The sequence below is a fragment of the Kribbella sp. NPDC048837 genome, assembly GCF_055586945.1.
In genome coordinates this window covers 254,361-273,798 of the sequence record NZ_JBVJHF010000008.1, presented here as the reverse complement: position 1 = coordinate 273,798, position 19,438 = coordinate 254,361, and the positions used below count along the sequence as shown (strand labels likewise).

Below are 19,438 nucleotides of genomic sequence, written 5' to 3'. Positions count from 1 at the left end.
GCGCGGAGCCGTGGACCGCAGCCAGCTCGGTGACGTGATCGGCTCCCCGATCGCGGCCGAGTGCAGGAGATCCGGAAGAGAGCGGTGAACTAAGGTGCTCGGCATGGCCACGGAGGAGAACGCTGAGTCCACGTCCACGTCGTCACCGTCGACCGCCGGTACGCCGGCGCCGCCGAAGCCGGTCGACGACCTGGTGACGACGCAGCACTCGCTGACGATCGACGGACAGGAGCTCAACTACACCGCGAGTACCGGACGGATCGTGCTGCGGCAGGAGGTGCTCACCGACGGCAAGTTCGACGGGTACCAGCCGAAGGCCGAGGTGTTCGTGACGGCGTACACGCTGGACGACGCGGATGCGGCCGACCGGCCGGTGACGTTCGCGTTCAACGGCGGACCGGGGTCGTCGAGCATCTGGTTGCATCTCGGTCTGCTCGGACCACGCCGGGTGGTGTCGGGTGACGCCGGTGAGCTCGCGCCCCCGCCGTACTCGCTGGTCGACAACGCCGAGACGCTGCTGCGGCACAGCGACCTGGTCTTCATCGACCCGGTCTCGACCGGGTACTCGCGGGCCGTCGAAGGCGAGAAGCCGGGGGAGTACCACGGGTTCACCCGCGACCTGGAGTCGGTCGGCGAGGTGATCCGGCTGTGGACGTCGCGCAACGGTCGGTGGATGTCGCCGAAGTTCCTGGCCGGCGAGTCGTACGGTACGACGCGCGCCGCCGGACTGGCCGCGCACCTGCAGGAGCGGTACGGCATGTACCTGAACGGGGTGATGCTGATCTCGTCCGTGCTGGAGTTCGGCACCCTCGACTTCACGCCGGGCAACGACCTTCCGTACACGCTGTTCCTGCCGTCGTACGCCGCGATCGCGCACTACCACGGGATGGTCTCGGACCGGTCGCTCGACGACGTGCTCGCCGACGCCGAGCGGTTCGCGGCCGGGCGGTACCCGAATGCGCTTGCCCAGGGCAACCGGATCCCGGCCGACTATCGCGCCGAGGTGGTCAGCCGGCTGGCCGCGCTGACCGGGTTGAGCGAGGACTACATCGACCGGGTGAACCTGCGGATCGAGCACGGCCGGTTCTTCGTCGAGCTGCTCCGCTCGCGACGGCAGGTGGTCGGTCGGCTGGACGGTCGCTTCACCGGGTGGGACGCGGACGCCGGCGGTGAGCGGCAGGGCAACGACCCGTCGTTCAGCGCGATCATCGGGCCGTACACGGCGGCGCTGAACCACTACGTGCGGGTGGAGCTCGAGTACCAGAACGACCTGCCGTACGAGATCCTCAACTTCGAGGCGGCGAAGAACTGGTCGTTCAAGGAGTTCGAGGGGCAGCAGATCAGCGTCGCCGAGAAGCTCGCGGAAGCGATGCGCGTCAACCCGGACCTGAAGGTCCACGTGGCCTCCGGGCACTACGACGGCGCCACGCCGTACTTCGCCACCGAGCACACGCTCTCGCGCCTGCAGATCCCGGCGGAGCTGGTGGGCAACATCGAGACGAAGTACTACGCGGCCGGTCACATGATGTACGTCCACGACGAGTCCCGGGTGCAGCAGTCCGCGGACCTGGCCGCGTTCATCCGGTCGGCGTCGAACCGGTGAATCTGCCGGAGGAGGTCGAGGCGATCACGTCGCAGTACCTCGCGCTGGTCGACGACGTACTGCCGGGCCGGGTCGTCGGGTTCTACCTCACCGGGTCGATTCCCGTGGGCGACTTCCGTCCCGGGCGCAGCGACATCGACGGGGTGGTGATCGTCGACGCGCCGGTGACGGAGGCCGAGGTTCGGCCGGTCCACGAGAAGCTTCCCGAGCGTCCGTACTTCGACGTCACGTATCTGACCGCGGCCGCGGTGGCTGTTCCGCCGGATCGCAGTATGCCGGTCGTCCACACGATCGATGGGGAGTTCAAGGACCCGGCGCATGGTGGGCCGGTGAGTCCGGTGCTGTGGTCGGAGTTGGCGCGGCAGTCGCTGGCGATCCGGGAGGTGCCGGGGCTGACGGTCCACGACGACCACCAGGCCTTGGTCGACCACACTCGCGCAAACCTCACGTTGTACTGGACGCCGATGCTCGACCGCCTCGAACAGCACTTCGCCGACGTCGCGGACGATCAGGTGATCGACGGCTGGATCATCCCTTGGTACGTCCTCGGCATCCCGCGCCTGCACGCATTACTTGCCACCGGCAACATCATCTCGAAGACCGCCGCCGGCGAACACGCTCGCACCACCTTCCCGCAGTACACCACCCTCTGCACCCAAGCCATCAACCACCGAGCCGGCGCCGAGCTCACCTTCACGGCCGCCGACGCCCGCGAGACCATCAGCTTCGGCCGGACGGTGATCGCTGCGGCTGGGTGAGGGTCACGGGAGGGTGAGGACCTCGGCGCCGGTGTCGGTGACTACGAGGGTGTGTTCGAACTGGGCGGTGCGGGACTTGTCCTTGGTGGTGGCGGTCCAGCCGTCGTCCCACAGGTCGTAGTCGTAGGTGCCCAGGGTGAGCATCGGCTCGATGGTGAACGTCATGCCGGGCTCGATCACGTCGTCGAAGCGTTCGTCGTCGTAGTGCGGGATGATCAGGCCGGAGTGGAACGACGTCGCGATGCCGTGACCGGTGAAGTCGCGGACGACGCCGTACCCGAAGCGCTTGGCGTAGGACTCGATCACGCGGCCGATGATGCTGACCTTGCGCCCGGGCTTGACCGCCTTGATGCCGCGGTTCAGCGCCTCGTGCGTACGCTCGACCAGCAGCCGGCTCTCCTCGTCCACGTCCCCGACCAGGAACGTCGCGTTGGTGTCGCCGTGGACGCCGTCCAGGAACGCCGTGATGTCGACGTTGACGATGTCGCCGTCCTCGAGCGGACGGTCGTCGGGGATGCCGTGGCAGATCACCTCGTTCACCGAGGTACACAGCGACTTCGGGTAGCCGCGGTAGCCGAGCGTCGACGGGTACGCACCGCGCTCGATCAGGTACTCGTGACCGATCGCGTCCAGCTCGTCCGTGGTGACTCCGGGCTTCGCCGCCGCACCGACCGCCTGCAGTGCCTGCGCGGCCAGCTTGCTCGCGACCCGCATCCGGTCCACCAGTTCGGGTGCTGTCACGTACGAACCGTCGTACGGCGTGGGGGCCGGTTTGCCGACGTACTCGGGACGTGGGATGGACGCGGGGACTTCGCGGCGCGGCGAGATGATGCCGGGAGTGATAGTCGACATGGTGAGATCATTCTAGTGAGCTGCGACAAGACTCCCAGGAGGTGGTCATCCAGATGAGCGACGATCACAGCAACGAGTGGTACTACAACACCAAGACCGGCAAGGTGGAGCAATACCAGGGGGCGAAGTCGGGCGACCGGCTCGGCCCGTACAGCTCCCCGGAGGAAGCCGCGCGGGCGCTGGAGAAAGTCCAGGAACGCAACGAGGCCTGGGACAACGACCCCAACTGGAACGACGACTGACACCCCGCTCCGCGGGGTGGATGCGCTGACGGGAACGACGACCGTCGCACCCCGCTGCGCGGGGTGGTTGTGCATCGCGCAGGGTGGTTGTGTAGGAGGAACGCCAACACCTCGCGATGCGGGGAGGTTGTGATGACGCACCGAGGGGCACCACCGGATGAGGTGGTGCCCCTCGGGTTTGTCGTGATTGGCGTCGCTGGTGTGCCGACGCCGGGATCAGCGGGTGACCCGCCGGGTTGCGGTCTTCCGGGCCGGCGCCTTGCGGGCCGGGGTCTTCTTCGCCGCGACCTTGCGCACCGGCGCCTTCTTGGCGGCGGTCCGCTTCGCCGGGGCCTTCTTGGCGGCGACCTTCGTGGCCGGGGCCTTCTTGGCGACGGTCTTCTTGGCGGGCGCCTTCTTCGCGACCGTCTTCTTCGCCGGCGCCTTCTTGGCCACGGTCTTCTTCGCCGTCGTCTTCTTGGCCACGGTCTTCGTGGCCGGCGCCTTCTTCGCCACGGTCTTACGGGCCGGGGCCTTCTTCGCCGGGGCCTTCGCGACGGTCTTCCGGGCGGCGACCTTCTTGGCCGGCGCCTTCTTCGCCACCGTCTTCTTGGCGGCGGTCTTCTTTGCCGCACTCACCTTCTTCGTCACTGTCTTCTTCGCTGCGCTGACCTTGCGCGCGGTTGTCGTCTTCGCGGCGCTGGCCTTCTTGGCGACAGTCTTCTTGGCGGGAGAAGCCTTTTTGGCTGTCGCCTTCCCTGCGGCTGCCTTCTTGGCTGGCACTCTGCCTCCTTGGTGCGGCTGAGGAAAACCACGGTGGATTCCTCGTCGTCATGATGATGACAACACTTGGTGCCTACGTAAAGCACCCGAAACGTCCGCAGGTTAAGGCGTGTGAGCCGCAAAGCGGCAGGCAAATGCCGAAAATCCTTGTGCAGAAGGGATTCCGCCGCGCTCCGAGCATGCCTGAGGTGCTCAAGAAATTCTTGGCGACACGCGCACAATCTGCGTGCCGAACCGTGCAATCGGACAGTGTTGTCGTCGGCAACGTCCTCGGCGAACAGAGGTGACAGACGTGCGAGAGAGCCCCTCCGACGACCTCGGCAACGTCGTCGCGATGCCGTCGGAAGTGACGCGCGTGGTCAGCATCGTGCCCTCGTTGACGGAGTCGATCGCAGCCACGCACGCGTCGTTGATCGTTGGTGCGACCGACTACTGCACACATCCCGCGGACCTCGACGTGACACGTGTTCGCGGTACCAAGAATCCCGATCTCGACCGCATCCGCGAGCTCGCTCCCGACGTCGTACTCGCGAACGCCGAGGAGAATCGCGCGGTCGATCTGGACGCGTTGCGCGCGAGCGGAATCGCGGTGTGGGTGACCGCGCCGACGACCGTCGGCGAATCACTCGACTCACTGACGCGCATGCTGTCCGCGATCATCGGTGACGTTCCCCGGTGGCTGCACGACGCGCGCGATGTGTGGAGTACGCCGTACGACGGGAAGCGGCGGCGGGCCGTCGTACCAATCTGGCGTAGACCATGGATGGCATTGGGACGGGACACGTTCGCGGGTGATCTGCTCAGCCGTATCGGTATCGACAACGTGCTGCGTGATTCCGGTGAACGTTATCCGCGGATCGACCCGGATGTGTTACCCGCCCACGACATCGTGGTGTTGCCGGACGAGCCTTATGCCTTTTCACCGGACGACGGACCGGAGGCATTCACCCGGCCGGCGAAGTGTGTGTCCGGGCGGCATCTCACCTGGTACGGGCCGTCGCTCGTGGAGGCGCGGGCGATGCTGCTCGGACAGCTGGAGTGACGTGCGACACGATCCTTGCCGGCTCAGGTAGACGGTTAGGTATGCCTCACCTACACTCGCTGCGTGCCGTCGATGACCGCGAAGAAGAAGTGCTGCAAGGACAAGCCGAGGTGCAAGAAGTGCCCGGTCGTCCTGCTGCGCCTGTCGAAGGCCGGCTGCGCCGAGCGGCTCGATCGCGTGCACTACAAGGTCGACAAGAAGGTCCCGAAGAAGGTCCTGAAGGACGCCCGCAAGCGCTGACCAGGGCTCCGCTGCAGGATGTGCTGATCAGGGGTGCGCTGATCAGGGGTGCGCGGATCAGGACGCGCGGCGGAGGGTGATCGCGTCGGCGGCCTGGCGGAGCAGTCCGGGGATGGTGACGTGCGCGGCCTGGCCGGTCGCTTCGAGGTCGTCGCCGTACCACCAGCCGTGCGCGCTGATCGTCTGCAGCTCGAGCTCTTCCTGGTTGGCGAACGTCACGTCGACCCCCTCCACCGCGACCGCGAAGAACGTCTGGTGCTGGATGATCGGGCACCCGCCCCACTCGAACTCGATCGTGTTCGTCGCCACCGGTGCGCCGAGCGCGTCGGCCGGCAGCAGGATGCCGACCTCTTCGCGCAGTTCCCGGCTCGCCGCCTGCGTGACTGTCTCGCCGGCTTCCACGCCACCGCCGATCGTGAACCAGTACGGCGTCTGTGGCTTCAGCGGATCCCACCCGTGCAGCAGCAACACCTTGCCGTCGGGACGCACCGGCAGCACGCGGGCCGTCGTACGACGTACGACGGTGCCAGGTGGTGGCAATCGGGATTCGCTCACACAACAAAACGCTAGACGACACAGGCCGTTCCGCGTCGCCCGATGCGGCGCGTCTCACAGTGGTTGCCGGGGACACCTAGGATCGGCACCATGGCAACCATCGGTCTGGGGCTCGCGGCACTCGGGCGTCCTGGGTACATCAATCTCGGTCATGACGAGGACCTGTCGGCGGGACGGGCGGTGGAGGATCTTCGGGCGCGCACGCACCAGCTGCTCGAGCAGGCGTGGCAGGCCGGAGTTCGGTACTTCGACGCCGCGCGTTCGTACGGACTTGCCGAGACGTTCCTCGGCGAATGGCTGACGCCGGAGCGACGTACGCAGCTGACTGTCGGGTCGAAGTGGGGTTACACGTACGTGGCCGACTGGCGGCAGGACGTGGCGACGCACGAGGTGAAGGACCACACCCTCGCGACGTTCGAACGACAATGGCCGGAGACCCTTCAAGCGCTGGGTGGGCCGCCGGACTTCTACCTCGTCCACAGCCTCACGTCGGACAGCCCGGCCCTCCGCGACAAGCCGTTGCTCGATCGGCTGCGGGAGCTCGCGGACAGCGGCGTACGCGTCGGTCTGTCGACGAGCGGACCACACCAGGCCGAGACACTGCGGCGGGCGCTGTCGTCGCACACTCCGTTCACAGCTGTGCAAGCGACGTGGAACGTCCTCGAGACATCGGTCGGCCCCGCTCTGGCCGAGGCGCACGCCGCCGGTTGGTTCGTGGTGATCAAGGAGGTTGTCGCGAACGGCCGCTTGACGTCGAAGGCCGGCGAGACACCCTTCAACGAGTTCGCCCGCCAGCACGGAGTCGCCCCCGACGCCCTCGCGATCGGCGCGGCCGCCGCCCAACCATGGGCCGACGTCGTCCTCAGCGGCGCAATCACAGCCGAACAACTCGAAAGCAACCTCGCCCACGCCACCGCCGGCCCTCTCACCGAGTTCATCCAACAACCCGAGGAGTACTGGACGGAACGCTCCGCCCTCCCGTGGATCTAGCAGCCCACGCGTGCTCCCGCAGTCACTCCTTCGTCGTGCCTGCTGCGCGCGCTCCCACCCGCCCGTTGTTTCCGTGCGGGCTGCCGCCCGCGGTGTGCGCGCTGCCGCGCGCGTGTGTGACAGCGCAGGCTGGCGTGGTCCGCGAGACGACTGTGGGTCACGGCCGACCAAAAGGGCACCCTCGCGCGGGGATATCCGGCTGTCGTGTCGTTCCCGTGCGGACGCGGACATGTGGCACTCACCAACTGCGTGGGTTCGAAGTGGATCACGCTCAGCTCGTGGGTTGTGATGGCTGGGCGTTGGTGAGTGGGACAGGTCCGCCCTGGCAGTCGGCGTCGCACGGATAGGTTCCCGGAGGAGGTTGGTGTGCGCTACTACCAAGCGGAGCATGAGTCTGCGTATCGCGAGATCGAACGGCTTGGGTATACGCAGTGGAACGACCTGTTCGACAGCGGTGCGTGGACCTACGACAACTTCCAGAACCGTGCGTTCCTCGAGCGTGTGCTTCCGCGGCTCGACCTTGGACCCGGTGCACGCGTGCTCGAGTACGGCTGCGGCACAGGTCCCGCGGCGTGCTTCCTCGCCGCTCGTGGCTTTGAGGTGGACGCGATCGACCTCATCCCCGAGGCGATCACGCTCGCGCGGCGGATGGCCGACGAGCGGGGCGTGGGTGTGAACTTCAGCGTGGCGGACATCTGTGCCCTGGCATCCGAACCGACGAGCAGCCGCTATGACCTCGTCCTCGACAGCTTCTGCCTGCAGTCGATCGTCACCGATCAAGATCGCGGCGCTGTGTTTGCGGCCGTTCGGGCTCGACTGAAGCCTGGCGGGTACTACGTGGTTTCGACGGCAGTGCACGTGCCAGGACGTGAAGACGAGCCTGGTTTCTACCACGACGCGTCCACCGGGACCTACTACCGCGAGGTCCCGGCCGACTCGACCGTCGATGAGGTCGTAGAGATCGACGGGCACTGGTACGTCCCTCACCGAAGGCACCTCTCAGCAGACGCGCTTCGGGATGAGCTGATCTCAGCGGGCTTCCAGGTCCTCAGCCTGGAGAGCTCAGACGCCGCCGACGTCGTCTGTCGCATCAGCCCGTCATAAGGCGCGACGACCGGCCCACGACGTGCGGGACCAGACGTGGGCTGGAGCCGGCCGGGACGACAGCAGCCGTGCGGGCGGGCGCTAGCCAAGCAGTCAGCCGCGCGCGGCAGCGCGCAGGGTCGTGGGCGGTAGCCCGCAACCAAACGACGGGTGGGTGGGAGCGCGCGTAGCAGGCGCGACGCAGGAGCGACTGCGGGAGCACGCGTGGGCTGGACCCGGCTGCCGGGACGACAGCGGCCGTGCGTGCGGGCGCCGGCCAAGCAGTCAACCGCGCGCGGTAGCGCGCAGACCGTGGGCGGTAGCCCGCAGGGAAACGACGGGTGGGTGGGAGCGCGCGTAGCAGGCGCGACGTAGGAGCGACTGCTGTAGCACGCGTGGGTAGGAACCGGGTAGGAACTAGAAGGTGTGTTCGTCGGCGGGGAAGGCTCCGGAGGCTACGTCGGCGGCGTAGGTGGTGGCGGCGGTGGTGAGGATGCCGCGGAGGTCGGCGTACTGCTTGACGAAGCGGGGCATGGTGCCTGAGCGGAGGCCGGCCATGTCTTGCCACACGAGGACCTGGGCGTCCGTGTCGCGGCCCGCGCCGATGCCGATGGTGGGGATGGAGACGCGTTTGGTGATCTCGGCGGCGACGTCGCCGGGCACCATCTCGAGGACGACGGAGAACGCGCCGGCCTCGGCGAGGGCGACGGCGTCGTCGATCAGGCCGGCTGCCTGGTCGCCGCGGCCCTGTACGCGGTAGCCGCCGATGCTGTGCTCGCTCTGCGGTGTGAAGCCGATGTGTGCCATCACCGGGATGCCGGACTGGGTCAGCTTCTCGACCATGGGGACCATGGTGCGGCCGCCTTCCAGCTTCACCGCGTGTACGCCGGCTTCCTTCATGAACCGTACGGCGGTGTGGAACGCCTGCTCGGGTGACGCCTGGTACGAACCGAAGGGCAGATCGGCGACGACCAGCGCACGCTCGACCGCGCCGGCGACGGCCCGGGCGAGTGGGATGAGTTCGTCGACGGTGACGCGGAGCGTGGTGTCGTAGCCGTAGACGTTGTTGGCGGCGGAGTCGCCGACCAACAGCACCGGGATGCCGGACTGGTCGAAGATCTCGGCGGTGTACTGGTCGTACGCCGTGAGCATCGCCCACTTCTCGCCGCGGCTCTTCATGTCGCGGAGGTGGTGCACCCGGTACCTGCGCGGCCGCTTGCTGCCGTCACCCGATCCGCCGCCGGAACCGCCACCGTCGGCCGGCTTGTTCTGCGATGGGGCCGACTGACCGCCGAGCTCCGAGGGTGCGGTGCTCGCCGTTGCCTGAGCCCTGCGGGCCGCGCGGTGCGACGCGGAGTGCTCGATCTGGCTCGGGGCATCCTGCTGGACGTCCGCGCGGCGTCGTCCGCCGACTGGCTTGGGTTCGCTCACTGGTGCGTTGCTCTCGTACTCCGCGCTCGGATCCGACAGGTAGCCGTTGTCCTGCTTCTGACCGGCCTCCTGCTGGTAGGACTCGATGGTGTCCGGCATGTACGCCGTGATGGTCGGAGCGTCCACGTAGTTCGCCGGGGGAGTGGCGGGCGCGGCCGGACGCGGCGGCTGCTGCGGCGTCTGGTTCTGCGCCGGGGCAGGTGGTGGCGTCTGCTGCTGCGGCGTGGGCGGCTGCTGTGGCGGGGTCACACCGTTGCTGCTGTGCCCGTTGCTCAGTCCATTGCTCTGAGCCGGCGGCGCAGGCGAAGGCGTCGGGGCCGGACTGCTCCAGCTGGTGCTCCCGTTCGAGCTGTGCGGTGCGGGCGGTCGCTGCGTCACGCCGTTGCTCGACTGCGGCGGTGCCGACGGGCGCTGGGCCTGCCGCGGCGGTCCGGCCGGCGGCTGCTGTGGCCCGGTCTGCGGCTGACGGTTCGGCGGGGTGCCGTTGCTGCCGGGACCGAACGGACTCGGCCGGCCCTGTGACGGCGGTGGTGTCTGCTGTGCAGGCGGCTGCGGTCGGAACGGGTTCTGGTCCGGGTACGCCGGCTGTCCGTACTCCTCACGCTCGCCACGGAGCTCACGCTCACGCTCTCGGGCGCGCTCACGCTCGGCGTAGTACTCCGGCCGCTGCGGCTGATCGCCGTACGGGCGGCCTTGCGGCTGGTCGCCGTACCGCTGCTGCTGGGGTTGCTGCGCCGGCGGTGGCGGTGCGGCCGGCAGGTACGGCGGTTTGGGCACGTACGGCTGCTGCGGGACCGGGCCGCGCTCGTACGACCGTGGTGCGTTCGGCAGTGACGGCGATGGGTCGAGACCGAGCCCGTTCGGCCGGTCCCGCCAGTTGTCGTCGCCGTAGTCCCCGCGACGCTGCTCTTCGGTTGTCCGGTTCTTCGGTCCGGTCCCGTACGGCGACGGCAGCTCCTCGTCGTCACCTGGGGTACCGGCCGACAGGAAGTTGTCAACCATGCCTTCATCGTCCCACCGTTGCGGAGGGTGAGCGCCACCGCCTGTGGGTGAGCGATCGCTCACATCGTCGGAGGGCAGGCCGGAGCGGCCGGGGGGCTCCTCGGTCGAGCCCCACGGGATGTCGGTGGAAGGGCGGTACCGCCAGGAGTCGCTCAGTGCTCGGCTGCCTTTCGTGCGTCCTCACGCCATGCGCTGGTGATCGGCAGTCGCCGGTCCCGGCCGAAGGCCTTGTGGGTGATCTTCGGACCCGGAGGATACTGCCGCCGCTTGTACTCCGCACGGTCGACCAGCTGGATCACCTTCGTGACCAGCTCGGTGTCGAACCCGGCGGCGACCAGTTCCGCGCTGCCGCGGTCCTGCTCGACGTAGTCGTCCAGCATGTCGTCGAGCAGGTCGTACGGCGGCAGCGAGTCGGTGTCCTTCTGCCCGGGGCGCAACTCGGCCGACGGCGGTTTGGCGATCGCGTTCTCGGGGATCGGCGGCTGCTGGCCGCGTTCCTTCGCGTCGGCGTTCCGCCACTTCGCCAGCCGCCAGACCAGGGTCTTCGGGACGTCCTTCAGCGGCGCGTACCCGCCGACCGCGTCGCCGTAGATGGTGGAGTAGCCGACGGACAGCTCGGATTTGTTGCCGCAGGCAAGCACCAGGTGGCCGTCGGCGTTCGACAGGCCCATCCAGATCACCGCGCGGACCCGGGCCTGCAGGTTCTCCTCGGCCAGGCCGGTCAGGCCGAGCGTGTCGAGGAACGGCTGGACCATCGGCTGGATCGGCACCACCCGGTAGTTGAGGCCGGTCCGCGCGGCCAGCTCGGCGGCGTCGTCCTTGGAATGGTCGCTGGAGTAGACGCTCGGGTTGGAGATACCGAACACGTGCTCGGCGCCGATCGCGTCACAGGCGATCGCGGCGACCAGCGACGAGTCGATGCCGCCGGAGAGCCCGAGCAGGACGGACTTGAACCCGTTCTTCTGGACGTAGTCACGCAGGCCGGTGACGATCGCGCCGTACATCTCGGCCTCGTCGGACAGCCGCGGCGCGACCGCGGGGTCCATCGGCTCGTACGGCGCCAGCGCGTCCTCGTGGAGCACGGTGTGGACGATCTCGATGCCCTCGTGGGTGCCTTCCGGCGTCCCCGACGCGGCGGGGAGGTCGAGGTCGACGACCATGCTGCCCTGCTCGAACTGCGGGGCGCGGGCGAACACCGTGCCCTCGGCATCGGCGATCAGCGAGTCGCCGTCGAAGACGAGCTCGTCCTGGCCGCCGACCAGGTTGACGTAGGCGAGCGAGCAGCCGGCCTCGCGGGCGCGGCGGCGGACCAGGTCACCGCGGACGTCGTCCTTGTTGGCCTCGTACGGCGAGCTGTTGACGACGAGCAGCAGACCGGCGCCGGCGGCCTTGGTGACGGCGACCGGGCCGCCGTCCTGCCAGAGGTCCTCGCAGATGACGAGGGCGACGTCGATGCCGTGGATCCGGATCACCTGCAGGGTGTTGCCGGGGACGAAGTGCCGGAACTCGTCGAAGACGCCGTAGTTCGGCAGGTGGTGCTTGACCGCGCTGGTGACGACCCGGCCCTGGTGGATCACCGCGGCGGCGTTGGTCGGGGAGCCCTTGGGACGGCCGAGCCGGTCGATGCCCATCGCCGTACCGCCGGCGCGGTCGAGGTAGCCGCAGACCACCACGATGTCGCCGAGGCCCTCGTCGGCCAGCCGCTTCGCCAGGGTCTTGATCTTGGCCTGGGAGGCGTCCACGAACGACGCCCGCAGCGCCAGGTCCTCCACCGGGTAGCCGGTCAGCCCGAGCTCCGGAAACGCCACCACGTGCGCGCCGCGCTCGACAGCGTTCCGGGTCCACGCGACGATCTTGTCCGCGTTCCCGTCAATGTCACCCACGGTCACATTGAGCTGAGCAAGAGCTACCCGAAGCTGAGGCACGGGAGCACATTACTGGTTCGCTGGCTCGAACCCACGCCCGATGCACTCGTTGATCAAATGCAGGTCTCGCGGCGGGCGCCCGGCCGGCATCCGGTCGCCGACGACGAAGGTCTCCCGGGCGGGGACTTTCGTTGGATGTGGGGGGTGGGGGTGGTGGATTGACTGGGGGTATGAGTGGACCTACGGGGTTGGGGGAGCGGGCGTTGGGGCCGGACTTGGCCCGGGGATTCATGTTGTTGTTCATTGCCTTGGCCAACTCGCATTACTTCGTCTACGGGGACCGTGTGTTCGGGGGATTCCCGGTCGATGCCGGGGTGGTGGGGATGGCGATCTCGACGTTCGTCGATGGGCGGGCGTTCCCGATGTTCGGGGTGTTGTTCGGGTACGGCGTCGCGCAGATCGTCCGCCGCCAGCGGGAGGACGGGGTGGAGTGGTGGCCGATCCGGCAGCTGTTGTGGCGGCGGAGTCTGGTGCTCGTGGCGCTCGGGTTCCTGCACGCGATGCTGCTCTACATCGGCGACATCCTGGCGGCGTACGGCGTACTCCTCTTCCTCGGCGTGTGGGCGCTGCGCTGGAAGGACCGCTGGCTGTTCATCGTCGCCGCGCTCGTACTCGTGCTCACGGCCCTGCCCAGTGACGATTCCTTGGCGACCGCGTCCGACGCGGCGGATCCGTCGATGCTGCCGCCGGACTTCCTGGGGCAGTTCGGTGACCGCATCGTCGTCCAGCCGTTCATCGCCGGACTCGGCTGGATCGGGTTCGTTACGCCGTTCCTGATCGGGCTCTGGGCCGGCCGGCGGCGCATCCTCGAGCGGCCCGCTGAGCACCGGACGGTGCTGATCACGACGGCGATCGTCGGCCTGACCATCGCCGTGGCCGGCGCTCTCCCGGTCTCACTCGTCGTCGGCGGCTTCATCGACCAGCCGAGCGACCACGCGCTGAGCTTCCTCGGCCCCTTGCACGACGCGTCCGGCGTCTTCGGCGGTTTCGGGTACGCCGCCCTCATCGTGCTGATCGCGCACCGGCTCAGCGATCGCGAGGGCCCGATCACCCTGGCGATCGCCGCCGTCGGCCAGCGTTCGCTGACGTGCTACCTCTCTCAGTCCGTGGTGTGGGCTGTCGTCTTCACGCCGTACCTGCTCGACCTGTCCCGCACGCTCACCACGACCACCACGGCGCTGCTCGCCGTCGCGACCTGGCTGGCGACCGTGCTGATGGCCGACCGGATGCGGCGCGCCGCCTACCGCGGGCCGTTCGAGCTGCTGATCCGGCGGATCACCTATCAGCCGAGCATCACCGCGGCCACGCGGTCGCGCAGCTCCGGCAGCCGGGCGTAGAACACGTCACCCGGGCACTGCGTCGAGTTGTTGTCGCGGTGGTACGCCGGGACATCCGGGCGCGTTGGATATTTTCTGGGACGGTCATGTCTTGGAAAATTCCCTACCAGTGACCTCTCGAAACCGAGGATGGTCTAATGACGGGCGTGACAGAAGGTGTACGGACGGGGGACGTCCGGCTGGGCCGAGTGGGCAAGGGCGTGCGGGTGGCGGTCGCCCTGGTCGGGATCGGCCTGCTGATCAACGGATCGGTGCGGGCCTCCGACGACGCCTGGCCGTTCGGCCCCATGTCGCAGTACGCCGGTTCGGTCGCGGACGACGCCGCGATCACGTTCACCCGGATCAGCGCGCGGACGGATGCCGGTACGACGGTCGACGTACCGCTGAACATCGAGGGTGCCGGTGTCGCCCGGGCCGAGATCGAGGCGCGGACCGGTGAGATCGTCAAGGATCCGTCGCTGCTGCAGGCGGTGGCCGACGGGTGGGCGCGGAAGCATCCGGGCAAGCCGAAGTACGTGAAGCTCGAGCTGATCCGGGACACCACGCAGCTGGTCAAGGGCCGGGTCGAGGGCCCGCCGACGTCCGAGGTCCTCGCCACCTGGGTGGTGCGCAAGTGAGCGCCGCCGAGACCGCGGGCCGGACCACCGACGGCCGGACCACCGACGGCCAGTCGACCTCCGGCCGGTCCGTCGCCGGTCGGGTTGCCGACTGGTTCACTCCGGGGATCGCCGTCGCCCGGATCGCGTGGCTGCGGACGATCCTCTACCTGTTCGTCATCCTCGACATGCACGCCTTCGTCCGCGACACCCGTGACAAGGGCGAGCACCCCGGCCTGTACCAGCCCCTACTCCTCGCCCGGCTGCTCGACCTCCCCAGGCCGTCGGTCGCGAACACGACCACCCTGTACGTCGTCCTCCTCGTGTTCTGCCTGATCGGCGCGACCAACCGGTTGCCGCGACTCGCGGGCTGGATCGTCGCCCCTGCGTTCACCTGGTGGGTGCTGATCGGGATGAGCGACGGCAAGGTCGACCACGACCATCTCGCCCTCGTCGTTGCGCTCTGGGTGCTGCCGACGGTGGCGCCCCGGACCGGCGGCTGGAACCTGCGCTGGCGCCGGGAGATCTCGCCGTACGCCGATCAGACGAAGTCCGAGGCGGCCGGCTGGGCGATCCGGTGCATCCAGATCTCGGTGATCGCGACCTACTTCCTGTCCGCGATCGCCAAGCTGCGGGGCGCCGGGTGGACGCTCGCCTGGCCGAGCAGCGCGATCCTGACGTGGGCGATCGTACGGCGGCCGCACCCGGTCGGAGAGTGGTTGCTGCACCACCCGTGGATGCTGCACGTGATGCAGTGGGTCGGCATCACCGCGGAGTTCCTCTCACCGGTGATCCTCTGGCTCAAGGGCCGGTGGCAGTTGCTCGGGGCGCTCTTCTTCCTCGGCTTCCACGCGGCGAACACGGCGATCCTGCTGATCCACTTCCTGCCGACCGTGGTCTGCTGGCTCGCGTTCGCGCCGCTCGAGCGGGTGGTGCCGTGGTTCAAGGCGCGGTCAGATCGCAACGCCCGACAGACCGAAGACCAGGCCGAAGAGAGCCGGCAGACCGAGCAGCAGGCCGGCGCGTAGCCGGAACCGGCGCCCGCCCGGGCCCGGTGTGCGGACGATCCGCGACAGCACGGCACCGGCGTACCCGAAGACCAGGGCGGCGAGCAGGATCTGCTTGGTCGGCAGATCGTCGGCGTTGTGGTGGGTCAGGCCGAGCGTGACCAGGCCCGGGCAGCAGAACGCGCACATGCCGAACCCGAGCTCCGGGATCGGCAGCCAGCGGCGACCGAGGACATCCCGCTCGGCCGGCCGCTTACGCCGTACCGACTGGACGAAGCGGCCGGTGCTGAGCAGGAGATCGCTCACACACAGCAGCGCGGCCACGATCAGGGCGACCTGGTAGCCGGCGCCGAAGATCGTCTGCACAACGGAACACGTTAGGCCCTGAGAGAGCTCCTGTCCGCCCGAGCACGTAACGTCTGCTTAACAGAGCCGGGGCACACTGTGTGCGGGCTTCACACCTGGAGGTGGACTGATGGACAAGCAGCAGGAGTTCGTGCTGCGCGCCCTGGAGGAGCGCGACGTACGCTTCGTGCGGCTCTGGTTCACCGACGTGCTCGGGTTCCTCAAGTCGGTGGCGGTGGCGCCGGCCGAGCTCGAGGGCGCGTTCGCCGAGGGGATCGGCTTCGACGGCTCCGCGATCGAGGGGTTCGCCCGGGTGACCGAGGCGGACATGCTGGCCAAGCCGGACCCGTCGACGTTCCAGATCCTGCCCTGGCGCGGCGAGACCATGGGCACCGCGCGGATGTTCTGCGACATCAACATGCCTGACGGGTCCGCCTCCTTCGCCGACCCGCGGCACGTCCTGAAGCGGACCCTGTCCAAGGCCGCCGACCTCGGGTTCACCTTCTACACGCACCCCGAGATCGAGTTCTACCTGTTCAAGTCGCTCGTCGGCGCCCCCGGTACGACGCCGGAGCCGGTCGACTCGTCCGGGTACTTCGACCACACGCCGCAGGGCATCGGCAACGACTTCCGCCGCGAGGCGATCACGATGCTCGAATCGATGGGCATCTCCGTCGAATTCAGCCACCACGAGGGCGGCCCGGGCCAGCAGGAGATCGACCTGCGGTACGCCGACGCGCTGTCGACCGCCGACAACATCATGACGTTCCGCGTGGTCGTGAAGGAGGTCGCGCTGTCGCAGGGCATCTACGCGTCCTTCATGCCGAAGCCGCTGTCCGACCAGCCCGGGTCCGGGATGCACACCCACATGTCGCTGTTCGAGGGCGACCGGAACGCGTTCTTCGAGGGCGGGGCGCAGTACCAGCTGTCGAAGACCGGGCGGGCGTTCATCGCCGGGCTGCTGCATCACGCGGCCGAGATCACCGCTGTGACGAATCAGTGGGTGAACTCGTACAAGCGGCTCGCGGTCGGTGACGAGGCGCCGTCGTTCATCTCGTGGGGGCACAACAACCGGTCCGCTCTGGTGCGGGTGCCGATGTACAAGCCGCACAAGGGGCAGTCCTCACGGGTCGAGTTCCGGTCGCTGGACTCCGCCGCCAACCCGTATCTGGCGTTCGCGTTGATGCTGGCGGCTGGGCTCAAGGGCATCGAGGAAGGCTACGAACTGCCGCGGGAGGCGGAGGACGACGTCTGGTCGCTGACGCCTCGCGAGCGGAAGGCGCTCGGGATCAAGCCGCTGCCGAGCAGTCTCGCCGAGGCGATCTCCGCGATGGAGGACAGCGAGCTCGTCGCTGAGACTCTCGGGGAGCACGTCTTCGACTTCTTCCTCCGCAACAAGCGCGCCGAGTGGCAGGACTACCGCCGCCAGGTCACCCCCTTCGAACTCAACAAACTCCTACCTGTTCTGTAGGTACTGCGGTCTGTCCCACGCGTGCTTTCGCCGTCGCTCCTCCGCCGCGCCGGCTATGCGCGCTCCCACCCGCCCATGCGTTCCTTGCGATGCTGCCGCCCCGCGGTCTACGGGCTGTCGCCCGCGGTCTACGGGCTGTCGCCCGCGTGCTGCGTGCTGTCGCCCGCGGTCGAGGGCCGGGGCGTCGCCCGTGGGGTGGGCGACTGTGGTCACGGCGCGCGTGGAGTTGTCCCACGCGTGCTATCGCAGTCGCTGCTCCGTGGCGCGCTTCCACCCGCCCGGATGTTCCTTGCTGCTGGCGCTCCCCGGTGAGCGGGCTTTCGCCCGCGTGCTGGCGGGCTGTCGCCCGTCGTGCTGCGGGGTTTGTCGCCCACGGTCGAGGGCTGGGGTCGGCGCCCGTTGGGGTGGATGGATGTGGTCACGGTGGGCGTGGGGTTTGACCAACGCGTGCTTACGCCGTCGCTCCGTCGCGCCGGCTACGCGCGCTGCCAGCGCTGTAGGTTCCCGCGGGCTGCCGCCGCCGCGGTGAGCGGGCTGCCGCCCGCTGCGTTGCGGGGGCTTTCGCCCGTGCGCTGCATGGTCTTGCGCTGCACGCGGTTGAGCGCCGGGGCGGCGGCGTCCGTGGGTTGGATGGCTGTGGTCGCGGGTTGGGTGGGTTGACCCACGCGTGCTTTCGCGCGCTCCAATCTGGCCGGTCGGAGTGGCCGCGCGGAGCGGGCTGGGGTTTGCGGAAAGAATTGGGCGCCAGGTGACCAGGATTCTCCGGAAAGCCGCGCAACCTGCGGGCTCGTCGCGCGGTGGAGTGCGGAGGGGGTGCCCGCGGGGTGGGTGCCCGTGAGATGGGGGCTGTGGCGTGGGTGCTCGTGGGATGGGTGCTCGCGGGGTTACTGGGGTTGGGAGGGGCGCGATGGGGCACGTGGTGCTGTCGCGGGCGGGTCGTGGACGATGCCGCGGTCGTCGGCGAGGTCGTGGGTGGGTGCTTGGGTGCGGGCGGTTGGTGGCCAGGCGGTGGATCTAGAATCGGCGGGATGCCGGAGCTGACTGTGGGTGGTGCGCGTGGGTAGGGCGCGCTCGCTTGCTGAGGTTTATCGGCGGTTCGGTGAGGTCGACGCGGCCAAGACGTCGCCGCTGTATGGACGCATCGCCGTGGCACTGAGCGAGTCTGACGAGGCCTTGCGGGCGATCGAGGCGGCGCCGGCGCGGAAGCGGAATCCTGCGTTGATGTTTGCCGCGCTGCATGATCTTGCGCTCGCCGGACATGCTCCGGCGCTGGCCGCGGCGTATGCGGCCGGCGACTCCCATGCAGCGGCGGACGCGGCGATCGACACGCTGGTGCGGATGACCGACTCGGTCGTGGCCATCGCCACAAACCGGCAGCCGCGGACTCATGAGACCGGACGCGGGCCGGTGCTGTATCCGGCCATCGCCGAGGTGGCCCGCCGGGTCGGCGCCGACGCGATCGGCCTGATCGACATCGGCTGTTCGGCGGGTTTCAATCTCACCGTCGATCGCGTCGGCATCAGCTACAGCAACGGGCAATCGCTGGGCGATCCGGCATCCCCGGTGCAGCTGTCCGCGAGGGTAGTGGGAGACCGGCCTATCCCGAGGACAGCGATGCCAGAAGTTGTCGCACGGATCGGTGTCGACCTCGACCCGATCGACGTGACCGACGTGGATGAAGCGCGATGGTTGCGTGCCTGCCTGCCACCTGATCAGCCGGAGCAGCTCGCAACGCTGGAAGCGGAGCTCGCGCTGGCGGCGACGGATCCTCCACTGCTCCTGCAAGGCGACGCAATCGAGATCCTGCCCGACGCCTTGGCCCGAGTGCCCGCGGACGTCCTGCCGATCGTCACCACGACCTGGGCGCTGGCGAAGTTCCCGCTCGAGGGTCGGCTGCGGTTCCTGCAGTGCCTCGATGCAGCGGCCACCCACCGACCGATCGCCTGGGTGTCGGCTGAGGGGGTCGGCGTCGCGCCGGCGATCCCGACCTTCGGCGACCGTCGCGCCTCCGGACACAGCATCATCGGACTGGCGGTGTTCGACCACTCGACCCTGCGCACCGAAGCGGTCGGCCGCTGCTGGTCGCAGGGCCGCCTGCTGGCCTGGCTCGCAGACGCCTAGCAGGCGGAAAAGTGGCGATTTGCCGCGTCATGGCGGCAAATAGTTTCCTGAGTCGTCATCCAGTGGTCGCCGGGGT

At 68.6% G+C, this 19,438-nt stretch carries 18 protein-coding genes; 12 read left to right on the top strand and 6 right to left on the bottom strand.

Annotation, left to right across the window (positions count from 1 at the left end; translation table 11 throughout):
* The first annotated feature begins 103 nt into the window (after window positions 1-103).
* Window positions 104-1,603, top strand: coding sequence for a S10 family peptidase (locus ACZ6O0_RS33580; protein ID WP_465769048.1), 1,500 nt, complete (start codon window positions 104-106; stop codon window positions 1,601-1,603).
* Window positions 1,600-2,361 (top strand): hypothetical protein, encoded by a 762-nt coding sequence (locus ACZ6O0_RS33575; protein ID WP_465769047.1) that lies wholly within the window; start codon window positions 1,600-1,602, stop codon window positions 2,359-2,361. Before ACZ6O0_RS33580 ends, ACZ6O0_RS33575 begins: the two co-directional genes overlap by 4 nt.
* Window positions 2,362-2,364: 3 nt before the next feature.
* Here the strand turns inward: ACZ6O0_RS33575 and map are convergent, their stop codons facing one another.
* Window positions 2,365-3,213 (bottom strand): type I methionyl aminopeptidase, encoded by an 849-nt coding sequence (map, locus tag ACZ6O0_RS33570; protein WP_465769046.1) that lies wholly within the window; start codon window positions 3,211-3,213, stop codon window positions 2,365-2,367.
* A gap of 53 nt (window positions 3,214-3,266) precedes the next feature.
* Here map and ACZ6O0_RS33565 point away from each other — a divergent pair, with 53 nt between their 5' ends.
* Window positions 3,267-3,455, top strand: coding sequence for a hypothetical protein (locus ACZ6O0_RS33565; protein ID WP_465769045.1), 189 nt, complete (start codon window positions 3,267-3,269; stop codon window positions 3,453-3,455).
* A 216-nt stretch (window positions 3,456-3,671) separates the two neighbouring features.
* On the opposite strand, the gene ACZ6O0_RS33560 is transcribed toward ACZ6O0_RS33565, so the two are convergent.
* Window positions 3,672-4,217 (bottom strand): histone H1-like repetitive region-containing protein, encoded by a 546-nt coding sequence (locus ACZ6O0_RS33560; protein ID WP_465769044.1) that lies wholly within the window; start codon window positions 4,215-4,217, stop codon window positions 3,672-3,674.
* Window positions 4,218-4,509: 292 nt separating this feature from the next.
* On the opposite strand from ACZ6O0_RS33560, the gene ACZ6O0_RS33555 reads away from it, so the two are divergent.
* Together ACZ6O0_RS33555 and ACZ6O0_RS33550 are read left to right on the top strand one after the other, a co-directional pair.
* Window positions 4,510-5,259: a helical backbone metal receptor gene (locus ACZ6O0_RS33555; RefSeq protein ID WP_465769043.1), complete on the top strand. Its 750-nt coding sequence runs from the start codon at window positions 4,510-4,512 to the stop codon at window positions 5,257-5,259.
* A gap of 63 nt (window positions 5,260-5,322) precedes the next feature.
* Window positions 5,323-5,499: a hypothetical protein gene (locus ACZ6O0_RS33550; RefSeq protein WP_465769257.1), complete on the top strand. Its 177-nt coding sequence runs from the start codon at window positions 5,323-5,325 to the stop codon at window positions 5,497-5,499.
* 57 nt (window positions 5,500-5,556) lie between these two features.
* On the opposite strand, the gene ACZ6O0_RS33545 is transcribed toward ACZ6O0_RS33550, so the two are convergent.
* On the bottom strand, window positions 5,557-6,054 hold the full coding sequence (locus ACZ6O0_RS33545; RefSeq protein WP_465769042.1) for an NUDIX hydrolase: 498 nt from the start codon (window positions 6,052-6,054) through the stop codon (window positions 5,557-5,559).
* A 90-nt stretch (window positions 6,055-6,144) separates the two neighbouring features.
* Here ACZ6O0_RS33545 and ACZ6O0_RS33540 point away from each other — a divergent pair, with 90 nt between their 5' ends.
* On the top strand, window positions 6,145-7,044 hold the full coding sequence (locus tag ACZ6O0_RS33540; RefSeq protein WP_465769041.1) for an aldo/keto reductase: 900 nt from the start codon (window positions 6,145-6,147) through the stop codon (window positions 7,042-7,044).
* A 306-nt stretch (window positions 7,045-7,350) separates the two neighbouring features.
* Entirely contained in the window at window positions 7,351-8,148 is a 798-nt protein-coding gene (locus tag ACZ6O0_RS33535) for a class I SAM-dependent methyltransferase (protein WP_465769040.1), read from the top strand.
* 396 nt (window positions 8,149-8,544) lie between these two features.
* On the opposite strand, the gene panB is transcribed toward ACZ6O0_RS33535, so the two are convergent.
* Entirely contained in the window at window positions 8,545-10,560 is a 2,016-nt protein-coding gene (gene panB, locus ACZ6O0_RS33530; protein ID WP_465769039.1) for a 3-methyl-2-oxobutanoate hydroxymethyltransferase, read from the bottom strand.
* A 152-nt stretch (window positions 10,561-10,712) separates the two neighbouring features.
* Window positions 10,713-12,485 carry an NAD+ synthase gene (locus ACZ6O0_RS33525; RefSeq protein ID WP_465769038.1) on the bottom strand — a complete coding sequence of 591 codons (1,773 nt, stop codon included), beginning with the start codon at window positions 12,483-12,485 and terminating at the stop codon, window positions 10,713-10,715.
* A 170-nt stretch (window positions 12,486-12,655) separates the two neighbouring features.
* Here ACZ6O0_RS33525 and ACZ6O0_RS33520 point away from each other — a divergent pair, with 170 nt between their 5' ends.
* The 3 genes from ACZ6O0_RS33520 to ACZ6O0_RS33510 all read left to right on the top strand — a co-directional run bounded on the left by ACZ6O0_RS33520 (window position 12,656) and on the right by ACZ6O0_RS33510 (window position 15,446).
* Complete coding sequence (locus ACZ6O0_RS33520) at window positions 12,656-13,822, top strand: DUF418 domain-containing protein (protein ID WP_465769037.1); 1,167 nt, start codon at window positions 12,656-12,658, stop codon at window positions 13,820-13,822.
* A 146-nt stretch (window positions 13,823-13,968) separates the two neighbouring features.
* Complete coding sequence (locus ACZ6O0_RS33515) at window positions 13,969-14,439, top strand: hypothetical protein (RefSeq protein ID WP_465769036.1); 471 nt, start codon at window positions 13,969-13,971, stop codon at window positions 14,437-14,439.
* A complete protein-coding gene (locus ACZ6O0_RS33510; RefSeq protein ID WP_465769035.1) occupies window positions 14,436-15,446 on the top strand; it encodes a hypothetical protein in 1,011 nt (336 codons plus the stop codon). Before ACZ6O0_RS33515 ends, ACZ6O0_RS33510 begins: the two co-directional genes overlap by 4 nt.
* Here ACZ6O0_RS33510 and ACZ6O0_RS33505 read toward each other — a convergent pair.
* Window positions 15,372-15,791 (bottom strand): hypothetical protein, encoded by a 420-nt coding sequence (locus ACZ6O0_RS33505; protein ID WP_465769034.1) that lies wholly within the window; start codon window positions 15,789-15,791, stop codon window positions 15,372-15,374. The genes ACZ6O0_RS33510 and ACZ6O0_RS33505 overlap by 75 nt on opposite strands.
* Before the next feature lie 109 nt (window positions 15,792-15,900).
* On the opposite strand from ACZ6O0_RS33505, the gene glnA reads away from it, so the two are divergent.
* Window positions 15,901-17,241, top strand: a complete 1,341-nt coding sequence (gene glnA, locus ACZ6O0_RS33500) for a type I glutamate--ammonia ligase (protein WP_465769033.1) — start codon at window positions 15,901-15,903, stop codon at window positions 17,239-17,241.
* Between the two features lie 1,056 nt (window positions 17,242-18,297).
* A complete protein-coding gene (locus ACZ6O0_RS33495) occupies window positions 18,298-19,362 on the top strand; it encodes a DUF2332 domain-containing protein (RefSeq protein WP_465769032.1) in 1,065 nt (354 codons plus the stop codon).
* Window positions 19,363-19,438 lie beyond the last annotated feature (76 nt).